The 19502-nt window shown below is 69.3% G+C and carries 17 protein-coding genes; 5 read left to right on the top strand and 12 right to left on the bottom strand.

Annotation, left to right across the window (positions count from 1 at the left end; all coding sequences use genetic code 11):
- Window positions 1–23 precede the first annotated feature (23 nt).
- From MRBLMI13_RS11690 to MRBLMI13_RS11680, 3 genes are all read right to left on the bottom strand, one after another.
- A complete protein-coding gene (locus MRBLMI13_RS11690; protein WP_367822684.1) occupies window positions 24–848 on the bottom strand; it encodes a hypothetical protein in 825 nt (274 codons plus the stop codon).
- Entirely contained in the window at window positions 848–1579 is a 732-nt protein-coding gene (locus MRBLMI13_RS11685) for an ABC transporter ATP-binding protein (protein ID WP_367822682.1), read from the bottom strand. The genes MRBLMI13_RS11690 and MRBLMI13_RS11685 overlap by 1 nt, the downstream gene beginning before the upstream one ends.
- Window positions 1580–1742: 163 nt before the next feature.
- Complete coding sequence (locus tag MRBLMI13_RS11680; protein WP_367822680.1) at window positions 1743–2363, bottom strand: VanZ family protein; 621 nt, start codon at window positions 2361–2363, stop codon at window positions 1743–1745.
- A gap of 292 nt (window positions 2364–2655) precedes the next feature.
- Between MRBLMI13_RS11680 and MRBLMI13_RS11675 the strand changes: the two genes are divergently transcribed.
- From MRBLMI13_RS11675 to hrpB, 3 genes are all read left to right on the top strand, one after another.
- On the top strand, window positions 2656–3084 hold the full coding sequence (locus tag MRBLMI13_RS11675) for a MarR family winged helix-turn-helix transcriptional regulator (RefSeq protein ID WP_042537141.1): 429 nt from the start codon (window positions 2656–2658) through the stop codon (window positions 3082–3084).
- 238 nt (window positions 3085–3322) lie between these two features.
- A complete protein-coding gene (locus MRBLMI13_RS11670) occupies window positions 3323–4927 on the top strand; it encodes an SPFH domain-containing protein (RefSeq protein ID WP_367822678.1) in 1605 nt (534 codons plus the stop codon).
- Window positions 4928–5112: 185 nt separating this feature from the next.
- Window positions 5113–7665 (top strand): ATP-dependent helicase HrpB, encoded by a 2553-nt coding sequence (hrpB, locus tag MRBLMI13_RS11665; RefSeq protein ID WP_367822676.1) that lies wholly within the window; start codon window positions 5113–5115, stop codon window positions 7663–7665.
- A 21-nt stretch (window positions 7666–7686) separates the two neighbouring features.
- Here the strand turns inward: hrpB and MRBLMI13_RS11660 are convergent, their stop codons facing one another.
- From MRBLMI13_RS11660 to MRBLMI13_RS11640, 5 genes are all read right to left on the bottom strand, one after another.
- Entirely contained in the window at window positions 7687–8421 is a 735-nt protein-coding gene (locus tag MRBLMI13_RS11660; RefSeq protein ID WP_056375633.1) for an ABC transporter permease, read from the bottom strand.
- Complete coding sequence (locus tag MRBLMI13_RS11655; protein ID WP_367822673.1) at window positions 8418–9194, bottom strand: ABC transporter ATP-binding protein; 777 nt, start codon at window positions 9192–9194, stop codon at window positions 8418–8420. The genes MRBLMI13_RS11660 and MRBLMI13_RS11655 overlap by 4 nt, the downstream gene beginning before the upstream one ends.
- 78 nt (window positions 9195–9272) lie before the next feature.
- Window positions 9273–9869, bottom strand: a complete 597-nt coding sequence (locus MRBLMI13_RS11650) for a TetR family transcriptional regulator (protein ID WP_079112267.1) — start codon at window positions 9867–9869, stop codon at window positions 9273–9275.
- A gap of 44 nt (window positions 9870–9913) precedes the next feature.
- Window positions 9914–10666, bottom strand: coding sequence for an AAA family ATPase (locus tag MRBLMI13_RS11645; RefSeq protein ID WP_367822670.1), 753 nt, complete (start codon window positions 10664–10666; stop codon window positions 9914–9916).
- A gap of 59 nt (window positions 10667–10725) precedes the next feature.
- Window positions 10726–12219 (bottom strand): L-serine ammonia-lyase, iron-sulfur-dependent, subunit alpha, encoded by a 1494-nt coding sequence (locus tag MRBLMI13_RS11640; RefSeq protein ID WP_367822668.1) that lies wholly within the window; start codon window positions 12217–12219, stop codon window positions 10726–10728.
- On the opposite strand from MRBLMI13_RS11640, the gene MRBLMI13_RS11635 reads away from it, so the two are divergent.
- Window positions 12182–12652 (top strand): hypothetical protein, encoded by a 471-nt coding sequence (locus tag MRBLMI13_RS11635; protein WP_367822666.1) that lies wholly within the window; start codon window positions 12182–12184, stop codon window positions 12650–12652. The genes MRBLMI13_RS11640 and MRBLMI13_RS11635 overlap by 38 nt on opposite strands.
- Before the next feature lie 75 nt (window positions 12653–12727).
- Here the strand turns inward: MRBLMI13_RS11635 and MRBLMI13_RS11630 are convergent, their stop codons facing one another.
- Window positions 12728–14458: an L-aspartate oxidase gene (locus MRBLMI13_RS11630; protein WP_367822664.1), complete on the bottom strand. Its 1731-nt coding sequence runs from the start codon at window positions 14456–14458 to the stop codon at window positions 12728–12730.
- 71 nt (window positions 14459–14529) lie between these two features.
- Here MRBLMI13_RS11630 and MRBLMI13_RS11625 point away from each other — a divergent pair, with 71 nt between their 5' ends.
- Entirely contained in the window at window positions 14530–15462 is a 933-nt protein-coding gene (locus tag MRBLMI13_RS11625; protein WP_309686033.1) for a LysR family transcriptional regulator, read from the top strand.
- Window positions 15463–15468: 6 nt separating this feature from the next.
- Here the strand turns inward: MRBLMI13_RS11625 and MRBLMI13_RS11620 are convergent, their stop codons facing one another.
- The 3 genes from MRBLMI13_RS11620 to MRBLMI13_RS11610 all read right to left on the bottom strand — a co-directional run bounded on the left by MRBLMI13_RS11620 (window position 15469) and on the right by MRBLMI13_RS11610 (window position 19502).
- Entirely contained in the window at window positions 15469–15753 is a 285-nt protein-coding gene (locus MRBLMI13_RS11620) for a hypothetical protein (RefSeq protein ID WP_367822662.1), read from the bottom strand.
- Window positions 15754–15834: 81 nt separating this feature from the next.
- Window positions 15835–16881 (bottom strand): family 43 glycosylhydrolase, encoded by a 1047-nt coding sequence (locus MRBLMI13_RS11615; protein WP_367822660.1) that lies wholly within the window; start codon window positions 16879–16881, stop codon window positions 15835–15837.
- Entirely contained in the window at window positions 16878–19502 is a 2625-nt protein-coding gene (locus MRBLMI13_RS11610) for a family 78 glycoside hydrolase catalytic domain (RefSeq protein WP_367822658.1), read from the bottom strand. Before MRBLMI13_RS11610 ends, MRBLMI13_RS11615 begins: the two co-directional genes overlap by 4 nt.

Below are 19502 nucleotides of genomic sequence, written 5' to 3'. Positions count from 1 at the left end.
GGTCGTGTCGGATGGGTCGGGCATCAGAGGTCGCGCCGGGACAGAGCGACGGATGCCGCGGCGAGCGCCGCCGCGGAGAGGGCGGCGAGGGCCGCCAGCGCCACTCCGACAGGCACCCCGGCCGCCCCGCCGTGAATGACGCCCTGCGCGAGCGCGACCGGCAGGAACTGCGTCCAGACGGGCGCGGAGCCGCCGCCGATCAGCGAGGTCATGGCGGTGACGAGCGGTTCGGCGAAGAGCACCGCGAGCATGGTGAGGATGCCGGCGAGCTGCGTCCGCACGAGGATGCCGACCGCGAGGCCGATCAGTGCGAGGCCCGCGACTGCGACGACACCCCGCCCCAGGGTGGCGACGACGTCACCGACTCCCGCGGTGAAAGGCGTTGCGGTCGTCGCGAGCGCGACGAGCAGGGCGGTGAGACTGACAACCGCCATGAGGGCGCCGATGACGACACCGACGACTGCGACGGCCATGGCCTTGCCCGCGACGATGCGACCACGACGGGGAGACGCGAGGGCTGCGCCGACCATGCCGCCGTACCGGTCGTCACTGGTGCCGGCGAGGGTGCCGAGCAGGACGATGGCGAGGAGCGCGATGCCGATCGACCCGCCTCCCATCGACGCGCCGAGCGGATTGATCGCGTCGAGCTGCGCCGCCGGCGATGTCAGGTCGAGCACGGGGAGGTCGGCACCGAGCGCCTCTGCGCCGGGACCGATATCGCCGCGAGCCAGCGCCGGGAGCACGGTCACGAACATCAGCTGCGTCAGGATGAGTCCGATCACGGCGACGAGCGCACTGACCTTCGTCGCTGTGGTCGTGGTCAGTCCGAGGAGTTCTGCGCGGAACATCAGCGCACCCCCGCGATTCCGGTGACCTGGAGGTAGTAGCCCTCGAGGTCTCCGCTCGCTGTGGCGACGGCATCCGCCAGCGTCACGTCGGCGACGACCCACCCCTCGGCGATCACGACGATGTCGTCGGCGATGTCCTGCACGTCGGAGAGCAGGTGAGAGGAGAGCAGCACCGTCCCTCCGGCATCTGCGAAGGCCCGCAGGCGATCACGCAGCCAGCGCATGCCGGCGGGGTCGAGGCCGTTGGAGGGCTCGTCGAGCACGAGCACCTTCGGCTCTCCGAGTAGCGCTGCCGCGACCGCGATGCGCTGCTTCATGCCGAGCGAATATCCGCCGGATCTGCGGTCGGCGTCGGCGGTCATGCCCACCTCGGCGAGGACCACATCGACGCGGTGGGGGGCGACGTCGGCGCGGGCCGCGGCGATGCGCAGGTGCTCACGTCCGGTGCGGGCGGGGTGCAGGCCGCCGGCGTCGAGAACGGCGCCGACCATCGTGGCTGGCCGCTCGAGGTCGCGGTAGGGGCGCCCGAAGACCAGCGCCTCGCCCTGGTCCGCCGCGATGAGTCCGAGCAGCAGGCGGATCGTGGTGGTCTTGCCGGCGCCGTTGGGCCCGAGCAGGCCGACGACTCTCCCTGACGCGATCGTGAAACCGACTCCGTCGACGCGAGAGCGTCCATGGAAGGACTTGTGCAGTCCGCGCGCCTGGAGCGGCGGAGATGTGGAGATGTTCATGTCTCCAGCCTCGCCAGCGCGGCTCTCGAGCACCCCCGCCGGCCGCACGGGATCGCCCTGTCCGAAAGGACAGTCGTCGTCGGATCCGGATCCCGGGAACGGAACAGAAGGCCTCGCGAGGGCCGTCGCCCCGCTCCGGACCTCCCCCTACATCAGCGACGCATCAGGCCTCGCCCTGGTTGACACGCCCGCGACCCTGCTTCGGGACCCCGGCTGGCTGGCTGCGGGGACGCTCGCGCGCCGGCCACCGAAATCGCTCGACGAATCCCGCGACGGCCTTCGAGCGCGTCGCGAGGACGAACAGGCCGTAGCCGATGATCCCGCCCAGGATGTTCGTCATCCAGTCGTTGATGTCCGCGAGGTGTCCGCCGAGAGCGAGCCGGGCGGTGGCCATCTGCGCCAGCTCGATGGCGAGGCTCGCCCCGGCGACGATCGCCACCGCCTTCCACCAGCGCGGCCGGGCGGTGAGCAGGGGGACGAGCACACCGAGCGGGACGAACACCGCGACGTTGATGAGCGCGTCCTCGAGCCCGTAGTCGACGAACGGCACGAGGTAGAGCGGCAACGGGCGCGGCCCGTCATAGAACCCTGTCCCGACACGGAGGAAGATCGGGAAGACCGTGTTGGCGAGCACCCCACCCGCATAGATCGCGAGGACCGCGGCGACACTCGCCCGGGGAAGCGTCACGGCCCCGCGGGAGCGGAGCACCCAGATCAGCAGGAGGAAGATCACGACTCCGAAGGGGATCACGATCGGGAGCATGGGGACTTCGACGAACTTCATTCACTGCTTCCGGAGACTGTGGGAGGAGGTGCGAGAGCACCGCCCCGATCGTACAGAGGACCGGATCTGCCGCGAGGCTCACCGAGCTCGACCAGCGCGAGCGTCGGGAGTGCCGAAGATTCCGTGACCAAACCGTTGCATTCGTTACCTCGCCGTTATAGAGTGATCGCACGGTGAATGTTTGCTGTGGCATACACCGCATGTGATTGCAGGACACTCTTGGTGCAAGGGACAAGGGCCGGTCGGGAGCCTCTCCGACCGGCCCTTTACTGTTGCCAGTACGCTGTTCTCCATGACCGATCGCAAGCTCGCCCTCGAGGCCTGGGAGAGCCTGTTCCGCGCACAGCACGAGCTGTTCACCGAGATGAACACCGACTTCGATCACACCGATCTCGGGCAGGCCGAGTACGACGTCCTGCTCACCGTGACCCGCTCCCCCGGCATGTCAGCTCGCCTGCGCGATGTCACCGCGAACATGCTGATCAGCCAGCCGAGCGTCTCTCGTCTCGTCGACCGCATGGTCGCCCGCGGACTCGTCGCGAAGTGCCCCGACCCCGATGACGGGCGCGGTGCGCTGATCAGGGCCACGGATGCCGGTGTCCGTGAGTTCCGCAGCGTCGCCACGGTGCATGGCCGTTCGATCGCCGAGCGGATGTCGCGACTCGACGACGCCGAGCTGAGGACGCTGCGCGACCTGGCGGAGAAGCTCCGCGGCCACTGAGCGGCGCGCAGGCCTCGGCCTGACGACAGAAGCCTGCCCCACGGGAGGAGATCTGCCCCACGGGAGGAGATCTCGGGCTGAGATCTCCTCCCCAAGCGCATTTCTCCTCCCGAGGCGCATCCCGACGTCGACTCCTTCGGCGGCATCCCCCGATCTCTGGCAGGGTGGAGCGTGAACGCCCGCGCGGCCGCGCCGGCATCCGAGACCGCCCCCTCGGGGGGAACCAGGGAGGTCATCCATGGAGATCGCCGGAGTCGTAGGCATCCTCATCATCGTCGGCATCGGCATAGCCATCGCTACCGTCGTTCTGCTCATCCTGCTGCTGTTCGCACGCAGCTGGATCAAGGTGGCGCGTGCCGATGAGGCGCTCGTCATCTCGGGACGCAAACAGAAGGTGGCGCGCGCCGTCATCGGCGCAGACGGCTCGACCAGAGACGAGATGTCGGAGTCGCCCGTCACGGTCATCGTGAACGGCAAGTCGCTGGTGAACCCCATCACGCAGCGCCACGAGATCATCTCGCTGCGCTCGCGTCAGGTCTCGCTCAACGCCGAGGCCCAGTCGCTCGACAGCGTCACGCTGAACGTCGACGGCGTCGCGATCGTGAAGATCGGCTCAGACCCCATCCTCGTGCGCCGCGCCGCCGAGCGCTTCGCCTCGCAGGACAAGGCCATCGAGCAGTTCACCACCGAGCAGCTCGAAGGTGCGCTCCGTGGCATCGTCGCAACCCTCTCGGTCGTCGAGCTCATGCGCGAGCGCAAGAAGTTCTCCGACCAGATTGCCGCCGACGTCTCGCAGGAGCTCGCCGAGCAGGGTCTGATCCTGGACTCGTTCCAGATCAAGGGCATCACCGACAAGGTCGGCTACATCCAGTCGCTCGGTGCTCCCGAGATCCAGGCGAAGCGTCAGTCCGCGGAGATCTCGCAGACCAACGCCGACCGTGCGATCAACCAGAAGAACATCGCCAACCAGGAAGCCAACCTGGTCGAGCAGACCGCCCTCGACACGAACACCGCCAACGCCAACGCCGGCATCGGCCGTGCGCGCGCCGAGGCCGAGCAGGCCGAGAACCTCGCCCGTGAGCAGGCTCAGCAGGCCGTTCTGCAGCAGCAGGCCGAGAACCGTCAGGCTCAGCTCGACGCCGACGTCAAGCGCGTCGCCGACGCTCAGCGATACGAGGCCGAGACCCGCGCACAGGCCGAGCTCTACACGCGTGAGCGTGCAGCCGAGGCCGGCGCGATCGAGCAGGTCAAGCAGGCCGAGGCCCGCACCCGCATCGCCGAGCAGCAGGCACAGGCCGACAAGGCCAAGGCCGACGGTGAGGCCGCAGCCGCGATCGCGCGTGCGACCGGTGAGGCAGACGCCCTTCGGGCGCAGGCCGAGGCCGAGTCCGAGGCCCGCCGCCTGCGTGCGAACGCCGAGGCGGACGCCATCCGCGCCGAGGGCGAGGCGCGAGCCGCCGCCGTCGAGGCCGAGGCGAAGGCCATCGCGTCGAACCAGGACGCGTTCCTGTCGCAGCGCGTGCTCGACGTGCTGCCTTCGATCATGGCGGAGTTCTCGAAGGGCTACGCCGCGATCGGCAACGTGTCGATCATCGGCAGCTCGGGCGAGGACGGCGCGTCGAACCTCGTCGGCGCCGACAGCGCGAAGGCGCTGAAGTCGGTGTTCGACAGCGTCAGCTCGGCGACCGGACTCGACCTCGCGTCGATCATCCAGGGTCAGGCCGTCGGCCGCGGAATCGGCGAGGGGGTGGCTGCGGCATCCGCGCCGTCTGCTCCGGCGACGCGCACGTCGACCCCGACCACCCCGCCGCCGCCCGCACCGCCGGCTCCGGCAGCGGAGTAGTCAGCACACTGCACACAGCGGATGCCGCGGCCGGATCGGTCGCGGCATCCGTCGTCTCAGGGAGCGCACCGTTTACTGTTCAGCATGAATCGGGGCGTCGGGGGCGGGGGATCGCTTTCTGGGACAGGTTGAGCATCTTCATGCTGAATTGTGAACGCCGTTCTCCGGCGGGGCAGACTGGAGTGATGACGCCCGCCGCCTTCGACCTCGCCGCCATCGGCGCCGGGCTCTCGTTCGCGGCCGCTCTCGAGGAGCTCTCGACTGCCCTGGACGAAAGCGGGTCGGTGGTCGTGAGCGCACCGCCCGGCACGGGCAAGACCACCCTCGTGCCGCCGCTCCTCGCATCGCGATCGACCGGACGAGTGATCGTCACCCAGCCTCGTCGCGTCGCCGCCCGGGCAGCTGCGCGGCGCCTCGCGCAGCTCGACGGCTCGCCGCTGGGCACCCGCGTCGGCTTCACGGTGCGCGGTGAGCGCTCGGCGGGACCGCAGACCCGGGTCGAATTCGTCACCGCGGGAGTGCTGCTGCGGCGCATGATCGACGACCCGGGCCTCGACGGCGTGGATGCCGTCCTCATCGACGAGGTGCACGAGCGCGCACTCGAGACCGATCTGCTGATCGGCCTGCTCTCGGAGGTGCGCGAGCTGCGGGACGACCTGGTCGTCGTCGCGATGTCGGCCACGCTCGACGCCGCGCGCATCGCCGCAGTCCTCGGCGCGGATGACCGTCCGGCTCCGGTCGTCGACCACGACGTCACCGCTTTCCCGCTCACCGAGCGCTGGGCGCCGAGTGCGACGCCGCGCCTCGACGAGCGCGGAGTCACCAGAGGGTTCCTCGACCACGTCGCCCGCACCGCCACGTCAGCGGCCCTCGATCTGCGACGCGAGAACCCCGACGCCGACGTGCTGGTCTTCGCACCGGGCGCACGCGAGGTGTCGGAGGTCGCCCGTCGCATCCGCGACACGAGCGATGCGTTCGACGTGCGGGAGCTGCACGGCCAGATCCCCGCGGCGGAACAGGATGCCGTGATCCGCGGCCGCTCCCCGAACGACCGCCCGCGCATCATCGTCACGACATCGCTGGCCGAGTCCTCGCTCACGGTGCCCGGTGTGCGTCTGGTGGTCGACAGCTGTCTCTCGCGGCATCCGCAGCGCGACGCGACCCGCGGCATGACGGGTCTGGTCACGACCGCCGCGTCACGCTCATCGTGCGTGCAGCGCGCCGGCCGAGCCACACGCCAGGGCCCCGGCGTCGTCATCCGCTGCGTCGACGAGCGCTCCTTTGCGGCAGCCCCTGCACGCCCGGCTCCGGAGATCGCGGTGACCGACCTCGCGGATGCCGCTCTGCTGCTCGCCTGCTGGGGCGCTCCGGGTGGCGCAGGTCTGCGCATGATCGATCCGCTGCCCGCAGACAACCTGGCTGATGCCGTCTCGGTGCTTCGCAGTCTCGGCGCGATCGACCACGAGGGTCGCGCGACCGCCGAAGGCCGTGCCCTCGCACGAGTTCCTGCTGACCCCCGCCTTGCCCGCGCGCTCCGCGACGGGAGCCCCGTGGTCGGCAGCCGCCTCGCGGCCGAGGTCGTCGCGGTGCTCGGCGGCGACCTGCGTATCGCCGAGGCCGACGTCGCTCACGCACTCATCACCCTGCGAGGCGGACGCACACCGGACGCGCGACGATGGCGCGACGATGCGAATCGCCTCGAGCGCATGGTCCGTCCGACACCGGACGCACGCTCGGGCCTCGACGGCGTCGGCTTCGTGATCGCCCTGGCGTTCCCCGAGCGGATCGCCCATCGCGTCGAGCGCACCGCCGAAGGGGCGACGTTTCTGCTGGCATCCGGAACCCGGGCCGGGGTGCGCGGCCCGCTCGGGGCCGTCGAGTGGCTCGCGGTCGCTGACGTCGCGCGCGCTTCGGCACGGGCGGCTGCCGGCTCAGGCGCGATCATCCGATCGGCGGCCGTGCTCACCGAGGCGCAGATGGAGCGCGCCGCGAATCACCTGATGACCGACCGCGTCGAGGCGGAGTTCACGGCCGGCCGCGTCCAGGCGCGGCGGGAGCGCCGCGTCGGCGTGATCCTGCGTTCGTCTTCGCCTGTCCGGGCATCAGCCCAGGAGGGGCGCGACGCCGTGCGCCGCGCGATCAGGCGTGAAGGGCTCGACATGTTCACCTGGTCTGACTCGGCCGCCGCGCTGCGCTGCCGACTGGGGCTGCTGCGACGAGAGCTGGGCGCCCCCTGGCCCGATGTGTCGGATGCCGGGCTGCTCGACGCTCTCGACGAATGGCTGGCTCCCGAGCTCGACGTGCTGGCCGGCGGCACGCCTGCGGGGCGGATCTCTCTGACGTCAGCGCTGCGGCGCCTGCTGCCGTGGCCCGACGCCGCGCGACTCGACGAGCTGGCTCCGGAACGCCTCGAGGTGCCCACCGGCTCGCGCATCCGCATCGACTACCCCGACCCCGCCGACGCCACGGCGCGCCCTGTCGTGGGCGTGAAGCTGCAGGAGTGCTTCGGCTGGGCGGAGACCCCTCGGCTGGTCGACGGGCGAGTGCCTGTGCTGTTCCATCTGCTGTCGCCCGCGGGTCGTCCGCTCGCGGTCACCGATGACCTCGCCTCGTTCTGGTCCGGTCCATATGGCCAGGTGCGCGCCGAGATGCGAGGGCGCTACCCGCGGCATCCGTGGCCTGAGGATCCCTGGGCCGCCGTGCCCACGAAGCACACCAAGAACCGCTCGGCGCGCTGAGCAGCGGCCGGCGCTGAGGCGTCAGGGCGTGCGGCGCCGCAGGGTCAGCGACGCGAGCACGAGGGCTCCGATGCCGAAGGCGACGACCACGAGCAACGGGGCGTAGACGTCCCACCCCTCGTCCCCGGCGGTCACCGCGTTGATCGTGTCGATCGCATAGCTCAGCGGCAGCCAGTCGGAGATCGCATACAGCACATCGGGCATCTGATCCCGCGGCATGAACAGCCCGCCGAGGATGATCTGCGGGAAGACGAGCAGCGGCATGAACTGCACGGCCTGGAACTCGGTCTGGGCGAACGCGCTCGCGAGCAGTCCGAGCGCTGTTCCCAGCAGCGCGTCGACCACGGCGACGAGTCCGAGCTGCCATAGCTCGCCGTCGACATCGAGGCCGCAGACACCGACCGCGAACGACACGGTGATGACCGCCTGCAGCAGCGCCATGACTCCGAAGGCCAGGGCGTATCCGAGGATGAAGTCCGCCTTGCCGAGCGGGGTCGTCATGAGACGCTCGAGGGTTCCGGAGCGGCGCTCGCGCAGGGTCGTGATCGACGTGATGAGGAACATCACGATGAACGGGAACAGCGCGAGGATCGCACCGCCGAACTGATCGAACACACCGTCCTGGTCGCTGAACAGCCACGCGAACAGACCGACCAACAGGCTCGGCGCGACGAGCATGAGTGCGATCGACCGCGGGTCGTGGCGCAGCTGACCGAGCACCCGGCCCGCTGTGGCGAGGATCCGACGGCCGTTCATTCCGCCGCCTCCCGACGCTCGCGCCTCGTGGTGCCGGGATGCTGGCGGTCCTGCATCCGACTGTCGCGTTCGATCAGAGCGAGGAATGCCGCATCGGGGTCGGCGGTGCCGGTCTCTGCGAGGAGGTCCTTGGGGGTCGTGTCGGCGATGATCCGCCCGCTGCGCATCAGCACGAGCCGGTCGCACCTCAGCGCCTCGTCCATCACGTGGCTGGAGACGATCATCGTCACTCCGCGTTGAGCGAGCCCGCGGAACAGATCCCACAGCTCGACGCGGAGCACCGGGTCGAGGCCGACGGTCGGCTCGTCGAGGACGATGAGCTCGGGAGACCCGATGAGCGCCATGGCCAGCGAGATCCGTGTGGTCTGGCCGCCGCTGAGCGACTCGACGAGCTGACCCGCCTGCGCTCCGAGACCGACCTCCGCGATCACCCGATCGACATCGCCCTTCGGCGCCTTCAGCACTGCCGCGAGGTACGAGAGGTTCTGACGCACGGTGAGGTCGCCGTACACGGCAGCGCCCTGAGTGCCGTAGGCCACGCGATGGCGCAGCTGCGCCGATCCGGCCGGTTCGCCGAGCACCGTCACCGTTCCTGCGGCGACCCTCTGCACGCCGACGATCGCACGCATCAGGGTGGTCTTGCCGCATCCGGAGGGCCCGAGCAGACCGGTGATCTCGCCCTGCGGGATCGTCAGTTCGGTCCCGTCGAAGACGACGGTCTTCCCCCGGCGCACGTGCAGCCCTGCGACCTCGACCGCCGCTTTATTCATCATGTGATGAATTATGCGCTCGCCGACGCGCGAGGTCAACGGGTTCCGTGGTGGTGGGTGTGGAGTCGGGTCGGCCCCGAACTACTCGAAGAGATACCGCTGCACGGTGGGACCGACGCGCGCGACGATGTCGTCGACGGATGCGGAGGCCATCGGTGCGAGCTTCAGCACATACCGCGTGAGCAGCAGCCCCGCGATCTGCGACGCGACGAGGGCCGCCCGCAACTCCGCATCCGCGACGCCGAGCGTCTTCGCGATCTTGCCGATGAGCTCGCGGGCGAGAAAACCGGCCAGCAGCGGCGTCGTGAGGCGACTGCCGATCGCGGTGCGCATGAGCATCACGCCGCGTCGACGGATGTCGGGCTGCTCGAACGCCTCGAGAACATAGCGGACGAGCCGTTCGCCGACTTCCCCTCGGGGACCGGCGACGATTCCGGGCACATCGATGTCGGGTCGGAGCGGGATGCCGACCGCCTCCGCGAACAGATCGGCCTTGGTGCCGAAGTAGTGATGCACGAGCGCGGAATCCACTCCGGCCCTGCTGGCGATCGAGCGCACCGTCGACCCGTCGTACCCCTGCTCGCCGAACTCGTCGACGGCGGCACCGATGATGCGCTCGCGCGAGTCCGAGCCACCCCTCGGACGACCGCGCTTTCTCGGCGCACGCTGCTCGGTCATGGCGTCAGCCTACGACCCGCGACCGGGGTGCCGGGACGCGACCCCTAGTCGAGCAGGTGCCGCAGATACCGCGGCGGGTCCTGCAGGAACGAGCGCCAGTGGTTCACGAGCTCGAGGTCGTTCCACTCGGCAGGACGGATGCCCCAGTCACCCACCTCGAGGATCCGGGCGCCCGGCAGCGCAGCGAGCACCGGCGAATGCGTGGCGCACAGCACCTGGCCGCCGTCGTCGACGATGCGCTGCAGCACGGCGATGAGGGTGAGCGTCGACTGGAACGACAGCGCTGCTTCGGGCTCGTCGAGACAGTAGAAGCCCGGCTCGTCGAATCGGCTCTCGAGGAGGGCGAGGAACGACTCGCCGTGACTCATCTCGTGGAACGGCAGGTCTCCCCGCGGCGAGGGGTTCTCTTCGAGGTACGTGTAGAAGGAATGCATCGTCTCGGCCCGCAGGAAGAATCCCCAGCGGTTCGCTCCGACACCTCGCTGCAGCTGCAGCCATTCCGACAGCGGGGATTCCGTCGGTCGCGTGCTGTGTCTGGCGAACTTCGAACCCCCCTCGGGCGAGAGGCCGTAGGCGATCGCGATCCCCTCGACGATCGTGGACTTGCCGCTGCCGTTCTCGCCGACGAGGAACGTCACCCCGGGAGAGAGGTCGATCCCCTCCTCCAGCACCTGGGCCACCGCGGGGATGCTCATCGGCCAGACCCACCCGACCTCCGGCGCGTCGACGCTCGCTCGCACGGCGACGACCGGCTGCTCTCGTCGACGACGACTGCCGGGGGTCCAGATCGATTCCATGCGTTCCTCCTCCGAAGGAGGCTAGCCGCAGCCACCGACGCGACCGTCGGGAGGTCGGATCAGCACTCGATCACGTTGACAGCGAGGCCGCCCTCGCTGGTCTCCTTGTACTTCGTCGACATGTCGATGCCGGTCTGGCGCATCGTCTCGACGACCGCATCGAGCGAGACGTAGTGGCTGCCGTCGCCGCGCAGCGCGAGACGGGCGGCCGTGACCGCGGTCGACGCCGCGATGGCGTTGCGCTCGATGCAGGGGATCTGCACGAGGCCGCCGATGGGGTCGCATGTGAGCCCGAGGTGGTGCTCCATCGCGATCTCGGCGGCGTTCTCGATCTGCCGGTTGGTGCCGCCCATGACGGCCGTCAGTCCTCCGGCGGCCATCGCGCAGGCGGAGCCGACCTCGGCCTGGCATCCTCCCTCGGCACCCGAGATCGAGGCGTTCGCCTTGAACAGCGAGCCCAGCGCCGTGGCGGTGAGCAGGAACCGCCTGATGCCGCGGCGACGGTTCGCATCGGCGACAGCCTCATCGCCATCGTCCCGGCCGGCGTCGATCGCCCGTGTGCCGTCGAAGCCGAGCAGCGCGCTGCCGACCAGCTCTCCGTACGGCGTCACGGCATTGCCGGCGCCGAGGCCCGAGTCTGCGAGGAACCGCCACCAGTACATCGCGACCGCGGGGAGGATGCCGGCGGCACCGTTCGTCGGAGCGGTGACGACCCGACCGCCCGCGGCGTTCTCCTCATTCACCGCGAGCGCGAAGGCGCCGAGCCACTCCCCCGGCAGCTCGCGATGACCGTCGGCTTCTGCCTCCTCGAGCTGGGCGCGGATCATGCTCGCACGTCTCTTGACCTTGAGCATGCCGGGGAGCACACCGTCGGAGTGCAGTCCGTTCTCGACGCACGCGGCCATGGCATCCCAGATCGCGTCGAGTCCGGCTGCGACCTCTTCTTCCGGGCGCTCGGCGGTCTCGTTGAGTCGCGCGACCTCGGCGATGGACAGCCCGTGCTCGTCGCACAGCGCGAGCAGAGACGCGGCGTCGGCATACGAATAGGGCAGGGGCGCCGAGGCGAGCTTCGCGGCTTCTCCATCCCGCCGGATGAACCCGCCGCCGACGGAGTAGTAGGTCTCCTCGGCGACGACACCCGCAGCGGCATCCCACGCGGTGATCGTCATGGCGTTCGGATGACCGGGCAGACGGGTGCGCGGCTCGAACACGATGTCGGTCTTCGAGAACGGGATCTCGTGAGACCCGTCGATTCGCAGCGTCGCCCCGTCGCGAAGGTCGGTCCACGCTGACCGCACGTCAGCCGGATCGCAGGTCTCCGGCGCCAGACCGCGCAGCCCGGCGACGACCGCATCGGGTGTGCCGTGTCCGATTCCGGTGGCACCGAGAGAGCCGTAGAGGGTGCATCCGATGCGCGCGACGCGATCGAGCGCTCCTGTCGCGCGGAGCCGGTGCGCGAACTCGAGCGCCGCCCGCATCGGCCCGACCGTGTGGGAACTCGAGGGGCCCACTCCGATGGAGAAGAGATCGAAGGCCGAGACGTACGCTGTCACCTCCTCAGCCTACGTCGTGGCCGAGATGACGGGTCGGGGCATCGCCGTCAAGGCCCTTCTCGCCGCGGAATCGGAGATCGATCCTGGTCGTGCATCCGATGTGAAAGGGACGACCATGACGAACAGCACTCCTGAGCAGGACCCGACCTCCGGCCTCGACCCCGAGGCCCAGACGCCGACCCCGACACCGTCATCGGGCGATGCCGGCGAGTTCAAGGACACGGGCAGCACGGCCGAGAAGCCGGCCGAGGCCGACTCTCCTGAAGACGCGGACCCCTCCGAGGTTCCGAGCAACGACGAACTCGAAGAGCCGAGCACTGAGAAGGAGCCGTCGGAAGAGCCCAAGGCCCCGACGCGCAACGACCCCGAGCCCGACCATGAAGCGGTCGGGATCGGGGTCATCGACGGTCCGGAGACCGACGAGGGCGACTGAGCGACTCCTACCTCGCTCGCCACCCGGCCGCTCCCGTCGCGATGCACCCTGCGACGGGAGCGAGTTCGGTGAGGGCTACTCGACGAGCTTGCCCTGGGTGTCGACTTCGCGCATGAGCTCGGCGATCTCCGCGGGTATCTCGGGGATCGACTCGTGCGTCACGCCGCCGGTCGGCGACCAGACGAGATTCACCTGCAGCGTCGGGTCGGTGTCGGGGTAGTCGCTGCGGTTGTGGCATCCACGCGTCTCCCGACGCTCCAGCGCCGCCTCGAGCGTGGCCCGTGCGGCGAGAGCAGACGCCTTCAGGTCGAACGCGTGCGCGAGGTCTTGGAAGCCGGCGATGTCGGGGTGGATGCCGATGTCCTCCATGCGTCCCTCGATCATGTCGAGTTCGGCGAGACCTGCCCGCAGTCCCTCCTCCGAGCGGACGACACCCGCGTGCTGGGTCATGGTGTTGCGGATGGCGCGCTGCAGCGCCCGCACGTTCTCGCGGCCGTCGGCGACGAGAAGGTCGTCGATCTCGGCTCGGGCCTGCGCCACGGCATCGGCCGACCGACGCTGGGCGTCGAGCCCCGCCGCATGCGCCATGGCCGCCTGACCGACGATGCGGCCGTAGACCAGCAGCTCGATGAGCGAGTTGCCGCCGAGGCGGTTGGCCCCGTGCAGTCCGCTCGACGCCTCGCCGATCGCATAGAGTCCGTCGACGTCGGTCTGGTGGTCGTCGGGGCGCACCCACACGCCGCCCATCGAGTAGTGCGCCGTGGGAGCGATCTCGATCGGGTCGGTGGTGATGTCGAGCATCTGCAGCTCCATCATCGTCTGGTAGACGCGAGGCAGACGGGTCATGATCGTCTCGCGAGGCAGGTGCGAGACGTCGAGCCAGACGCCGCCGTTCTCCGTTCCGCGGCCCTCAGCGATCTCGGTGTATGCCGCGAGCGCGACGCGATCCCGGGTCGAGAGCTCCATGCGCTCGGGGTCGTACTTCGACATGAATCGCTCGCCGAGCGCGTTGCGCAGGATGCCGCCTTCACCACGTGCGGCCTCGGAGATCAGCGTGCCTGCAGCGTTCTCGGGCTCGATGATTCCGGACGGGTGGAACTGCACGAGCTCGGGGTCGCGCAGCCGGGCGCCCGCCTCGACCGCGAGCCGGAACGAGTCGCCGGTGTTCTCGTCGCGACGCGAGGAGGTGCGGCGCCAGATGCGGTTGTGGCCGCCGGCGGCGAGGATCACGGCATCCGCGTGGATCAGATAGCGCGTGCCGTCTGACTGGTCGAAGCCGTAGGCACCGAACACGACGTTGTCGCGCACGAGCAGACGCGTGATGTACACGTGGTCGAGGATCGGCACCTCGAGCTGCTCGGCCTTCGCGACCAGGGTGCGCTGGATCTCGAGACCGGTGTAGTCGCCGGCGAACGCGGTGCGACGGAACGTGTGAGCTCCGAAGAACCGCTGCGAGATGCGTCCGTCGTCTTCGCGGGCGAAATCCATCCCCCAGCGCTCGAGGTCGCGGATGCCGCGCTCGGCGCCCTGCGTCACGATCTCCACCGTGTGGGGATTGGCGAGCAGATAGCTCTCCTTGATGGTGTCGGCCGCGTGCTGCTGCCAGCTGTCTCCCTCGTCCATGGTGCCGAGCGCGGCGTTGATGCCGCCGGCGGCGAGGGAGGTGTGGGCATCCTGTCGGGGGCGCTTGCCGACGGCGAGGACGTCGATGCCGTGCTCGGCGACCTCGATCGCCGCCCGCAGCCCGGATCCGCCGGTACCGATGACGAGGACCGTGGTGGAGATCTGACGTTCGCGAGTACTCATGCCTTCCACGCTAGGTAGGGCGCCCTGATAACTCCAATGCATTGTTCTACTGGTATCGATACAGTGAACACATGAACCTCGAGCAGCTCCGCGGGTTCGTCGAGGTCGCCCGCCTCGGCCACTTCACCCGCGCCTCCGAGCACCTGCACCTCGCACAGCCGTCGCTGAGCCGACAGATCTCGACCCTCGAGCGCGAACTCGGCGCCGAGCTGTTCCACCGCGCGCGCGGCCACATCGGCCTCACCGCGGCCGGAGAGGCTCTGCTCCCCCGCGCTCAGCGGATGCTCGCAGAGTCAGACGCGATTCGCGAGGAGATGGCCGAGCTCGCCGGGCTCCGCCGCGGACGCGTGCGTCTCGGAGCGCCACCCACTCTCTGCATCAGCCTCGTCGCCGAGGCGATCAGCACCTTCCATGCCGCGCACCCCGGCGTCGACCTGCACCTGACCGAGAGCGGGTCGAGGCTGCTCGTCGACCAGCTGGCCGTCGGGGCCGTCGACATCGCGCTCATCACGGAGTCGGAGGGACCCCCGCCCTCGGGATTCAGTCTGACTCGCATGCCGCTGCTGACCGAGGAGCTCGTCGTCGTGTCTGCGGCGTCCGAGCCTCCGGTGTCGACGTCGTCGATCATGAGCCTCCACCATCTCGCCACGCTGCCGCTGATCGCCCTCGACGAGACCTATGAGCTGCGGGCGACCACCGACGCGGCCTTCCGCTCGGCGGGGCTGACTCCGACGGTCGTCCTCGAAGGAGCCGAGATGGATGCGCTGCTCCGCTTCGTCGAACGAGGAGTGGGTGTGGCCGTGGTTCCGGCGATGGTGCTGCTCGATCAGCCGGCGCTGCGCTCGGTCAGGATCTCGCACCCGATGATGAGGCGCACCGTGAGCCTGGCCCACCGCGCCGACGTCACACCCGCCGTCGCTGTCGCCGCGATGCGCCACGTCATCGTCGGCACAGCGGCAGAGGTCGCCCGCCGCGACCCGGCCATCACGAGCCTGCTCGACTGAGGCGAGTCAGGCGGTGAACATGCGGGTGAGCCGGACCACCAGCAGACCGACCGACACGATCAGCCCCAGGTAGGCGAGCACGAGACCCGTGATGGCCGCAGCGCGGAACGCACCGCGCCGCCGAACCGATGCGTGTCCGATCAGCACAGCGGTCGCGGCGATCGCGATCGCGACGAGGTAGCCCACGACGCCGCTCGGCACCACGAACGACGACAAGATCGCCAACACGCCGCATACTAGGCCCGCGACATGCCACACCCGATTGTTCTGGGCCTGCTCGGGAAGCGTCATGGGCACGAGCCTATCGAGTGGGGTCGGCCGCGGAGGCACCCGTCGGAACTCGGCGATCACAGGCCTGCGCGAAGGATCCGGTCAGGCGTCCTCGTACTCGTCGGGCGACCACTCCTCGCGCCACTCGACGACCGGTCGGTCGCCGTCGAATCGGATCGGCAGCCAGACGTAGTCGGCGATCGAGGTGTCGACGTAGGCGAACTCCTCCATCGGCTCGTCGCCGTCTCTGCCCGGTGCGAAATGCTCGATGAAGGCCTGACGAGCTCGGTCGCCATGGTCGAGGTAACGCGGAAGCCAGCGATCGGCGATCGCGATGTAGAGATCCTTCTTGCCCGGGTGCCGGAACACCGACGAGATCTGCGAATGGAACGATGTGCGGGACTCATCGCTCGGATGCAGGTCGCCGAGCACCTCGAACGGGCCGTGATAGCTGCGCGCCACGGCTGACTCCGAGGGGTTCGGGTAGTACCCGGTCGTCCCGGAGGTCAGCAGATAGTGCAGCCCGCCGCGCTGGAAGTGCGCCGGCGCCTCCCGCACGAACGGGGGCTGCGGCTGTGGGAAATGCGTCGAGTAGTATCCCGTGACGTCGGTGTAGTCACTGGTCAGATCGGCGCAGATCATCTCGGAGTGCACGCGCTCGAAGTAGTAGTAGCCCTTACCGTCGTGCGGGTCGACGACCAGATCGAAGTCCCCTGCGCTCATGTCGAGCGGGCGCAGCCAGGTGCGCTGGATCTCGTACGGACCCAGGATGCTGTCGGCGGTGAGCACCGTCGAGCGCTGCACCGATCCCTTGGTCATCACCTTCACCCAGCACACGAATTTGCCCGTCTCCGCATGGAAGATGATGTGCGGACGATCGAGGCCCTGCGACGGATGCAGCGGCGAGGACTCGTCGTCCTCGTCGGGTGGGATGATCACGCCACGGTCATCCCAGTTGACGAGATCCGTCGACGAGTAGCAGCGCACGCCCCAGTGCCAGATCCCGCTGCCGGGAGTCGAGAACTCCTTGTTCTCTCCGTACCAGTAGTGCACGCCGTCGACCGTGAGGACAGAGCCGCCGTGGGCGTGGATCCGCTCGCCCTTCGTGTCGAGCCACACCTGCCCAGGCCGGATGTACTGCTGCGTCATGATGCTCCCTCGGTCTCGAGAACGGGCTCCGGCCTGCGCCACCCGAAGAACGGACGCTCGGGGTCGTCGGCCACCGCTCGGAAGGTCGTGGTGAACGAATGACGACCCGGTCCGACGGGGATCTCCTCCGCGGATCCGGGCAGCACCAGAACGCCTGTGGATGCCGCGGGCACCTCGACCTCGATCGACAGGCTCTCGCCGTCTCGTCGCCAGGAGATCGCCGCTGCGCCTCTCACACTGTCGTACCGCGCACCCGCATGCTCGAGCCCACCGCCCGGCCGCGGCTCGAAGCGGATGCGCTCCCACCCGGGTGCGTCAGCGGCGAGCCCGGCGACCGCGCGATGCAGGAAGTCTGCGACGGCTCCCAGCGCGTAGTGATTGAACGATGTCATGTCGCCGGGGTTGATCGATCCGTCGGGCAGCATGCTGTCCCACCGCTCCCAGATCGTCGTCGCACCCATGCTGACCGGATACAGCCACGACGGAAGCTCGTCCTGCAGCAGCAGGTGGTACGCGTAGTCCATGCTGCCGGCGCGCACCAGTGCATCGCAGATGATCGGGGTCCCGACGAAACCCGTCGAGATGTGGAACCCGCCGGCTCCCACCAGCTCCTGCAGTCGAGCACCGGCTCGCCGCACTTGTTCCTCGTTCTCGAAGAGCTCGAACACGAGCGCGACGGCGATCGAGGTCGGGGTGTCGCTGACCACTCGACCGGTGTCGCTGAGGAACTCGTTCTGAAAGGCGCGCGCGGCACGCTCGGCGACCGTGCGGTAGTGCGCGGCATCCGATTCCTCGCCGAGCAGCGTCGCCGTATCGGCCAGGATCCGAGCCGTGCGCACGTGATACGCCGTCGCCACCAGGTACTTGTCGGTGTGCGACTTGCCGGGGTCCTCGGGCGGCGCGGTCGGGTCGAGCCAGTCGCCCAGCTGGAAGCCGGTGTTCCACAGCCCCGAGTGCCCGGTGAGGTCGCCGACGAGGTCGACCCAGGCGCGCATGCTCGCATACTGGTCGGCGAGGATCTGCAGGTCGCCGTCGTTGCGGTACAACTCCCATGGGACGATCACGGCCGCGTCACCCCAGGCAGCCGTGGGGAAGTTCGGGAAGCCGCACTCGACCCACGGAACGAAGTTGGGCACGTGTCCCTGATCGTGCTGTTCGAACGCGAGGTCGCGCAGCCAGCCGGTGAGGGTGCCGTGGGCCGCGAACAGCCGGAGCGCGGTCGGGGCGAAGACCTGGATGTCACCGGTCCACCCCACCCGCTCGTCACGTTGCGGGCAGTCGGTCGGCAGGTCGACAAAGTTGTCGCGCATGCTCCACACGACGTTCGAGTGCAGCTTGTCGAGTCCGTCGTTCGAGGACTCGAACCAGCCGGTGCGACGCATGCCGGTGTGGATCACGACGGCCTCGACGTCGCCCTCACGGAGCTCGCCGGGCCAGTTCTCGAGCTCGGCGTACTGGAAGCCGTGGATCGTGAACCTCGGCGTGTAGGTCTCCTCACCGCCCCCCGAGGAGATGTAGGTGTCGACCGACGTCGCTGCGCGCAGCGGACGGGTGCCGAGCTCACCGTTCTCGATGACCTCTGCATGGTGCAGTCGCACAGTGTGCCCCGCTTCCGCCCGCACCTTGATGCGCAGCACACCCGAGATGTTCTGTCCGAAGTCGAGTCGGATGCGTCCGCTCGGCTGGCGCGTGATTGAGACGGGTCGCAGCGCCGCAGTCTCCTGCACCGGCAGGGCCGTCGGCGGCTCGATCGCCGCGGGGAAGTCGGACCGGGCGAGCACGGCCGCCGGAGACCAGCCGGAGGCGTCGTGACCGGGGGTCGACCATCCGTCGTCCGTGAGCCGCGCATCGAAGGTCTCGCCCTCATAGAGACCGACCGAGGTGATCGGCGACACAGACGTGCTCCACTCGAGGGGCACCCGGTGGTGGGAGCCGTCAGCCGTGGTGACCTCGAGCTGCGCGAGCAGCGCGACGTCCGATCCGTAGATGTCCCACACCCCGCCGTCGAACCCGATGTGACCGCGGTACCAGCCGTCGGCCAGCCAGGCGCCGATGACGTTCTCGCCGCTGCGGAGCGCCGCCGTCACATCGTGCGTCTGATAGCGGAGGCGGTGGCTGTAGCTCGTCCACCCGGGGGCGAGCACGTCGTCACCGACGCGTTCGCCGTTGACCTCGAGCTCGTAGACGCCGTGGGCGGTCGAGTAGACCCGCGCTCTGACGATGTCATCGGGCAGGGCGCCTTCCGCGATCACCGCGCGCATCAGGTAGGCCGGGCGGGGCGCATCGCGGGCGGCGGCGACCGACGGCGACACGAAGTCGACCTGCCAGTCATCGCCGAGGCCGGCCTCGATCCTGACGGGCTCACTCCACACCTCCGAATCGACGGCGCGGATACGAAGCTCGCCTCCGTCGCGCGGAGCGAGCGGCGCGAACGGCCACGCCACGCGCTGCGTCGTGGTCGCCCGCACGACGCGGGGGGCGCCGCCGTCGGGGGTGAACTCCAGCTCGAACGCCGGGGCCGCTGCATCCGCCACGAAGGAGATCCGCGGCTCGACCTCTCCGATCCCGACCGTCTTGCCGCCGCGTCGGTTCTCCAACCAGATCTCGATGATGTTCGTCAT

Origin of the sequence: Microbacterium sp. LMI13-1-1.1 (assembly GCF_040815625.1) — a bacterium.
GTDB lineage: Bacteria > Actinomycetota > Actinomycetes > Actinomycetales > Microbacteriaceae > Microbacterium > Microbacterium forte.
Note: the sequence above shows the minus strand (reverse complement) of the source record. Positions and strands in the feature narration are given on the sequence as shown.

Coding starts and splice junctions, on each gene's coding strand:
- MRBLMI13_RS11690 (WP_367822684.1), bottom strand. CDS start 848: ATGTTCCGCGCAGAACTCCTCGGACTGACCACGACCACAGCGACGAAG.
- MRBLMI13_RS11685 (WP_367822682.1), bottom strand. CDS start 1,579: ATGAACATCTCCACATCTCCGCCGCTCCAGGCGCGCGGACTGCACAAG.
- MRBLMI13_RS11680 (WP_367822680.1), bottom strand. CDS start 2,363: ATGAAGTTCGTCGAAGTCCCCATGCTCCCGATCGTGATCCCCTTCGGA.
- MRBLMI13_RS11675 (WP_042537141.1), top strand. CDS start 2,656: ATGACCGATCGCAAGCTCGCCCTCGAGGCCTGGGAGAGCCTGTTCCGC.
- MRBLMI13_RS11670 (WP_367822678.1), top strand. CDS start 3,323: ATGGAGATCGCCGGAGTCGTAGGCATCCTCATCATCGTCGGCATCGGC.
- hrpB (WP_367822676.1), top strand. CDS start 5,113: ATGACGCCCGCCGCCTTCGACCTCGCCGCCATCGGCGCCGGGCTCTCG.
- MRBLMI13_RS11660 (WP_056375633.1), bottom strand. CDS start 8,421: ATGAACGGCCGTCGGATCCTCGCCACAGCGGGCCGGGTGCTCGGTCAG.
- MRBLMI13_RS11655 (WP_367822673.1), bottom strand. CDS start 9,194: ATGATGAATAAAGCGGCGGTCGAGGTCGCAGGGCTGCACGTGCGCCGG.
- MRBLMI13_RS11650 (WP_079112267.1), bottom strand. CDS start 9,869: ATGACCGAGCAGCGTGCGCCGAGAAAGCGCGGTCGTCCGAGGGGTGGC.
- MRBLMI13_RS11645 (WP_367822670.1), bottom strand. CDS start 10,666: ATGGAATCGATCTGGACCCCCGGCAGTCGTCGTCGACGAGAGCAGCCG.
- MRBLMI13_RS11635 (WP_367822666.1), top strand. CDS start 12,182: ATGGAGAAGAGATCGAAGGCCGAGACGTACGCTGTCACCTCCTCAGCC.
- MRBLMI13_RS11630 (WP_367822664.1), bottom strand. CDS start 14,458: ATGAGTACTCGCGAACGTCAGATCTCCACCACGGTCCTCGTCATCGGT.
- MRBLMI13_RS11625 (WP_309686033.1), top strand. CDS start 14,530: ATGAACCTCGAGCAGCTCCGCGGGTTCGTCGAGGTCGCCCGCCTCGGC.
- MRBLMI13_RS11620 (WP_367822662.1), bottom strand. CDS start 15,753: ATGACGCTTCCCGAGCAGGCCCAGAACAATCGGGTGTGGCATGTCGCG.
- MRBLMI13_RS11615 (WP_367822660.1), bottom strand. CDS start 16,881: ATGACGCAGCAGTACATCCGGCCTGGGCAGGTGTGGCTCGACACGAAG.
- MRBLMI13_RS11610 (WP_367822658.1), bottom strand. CDS start 19,502: ATGACGAACATCATCGAGATCTGGTTGGAGAACCGACGCGGCGGCAAG.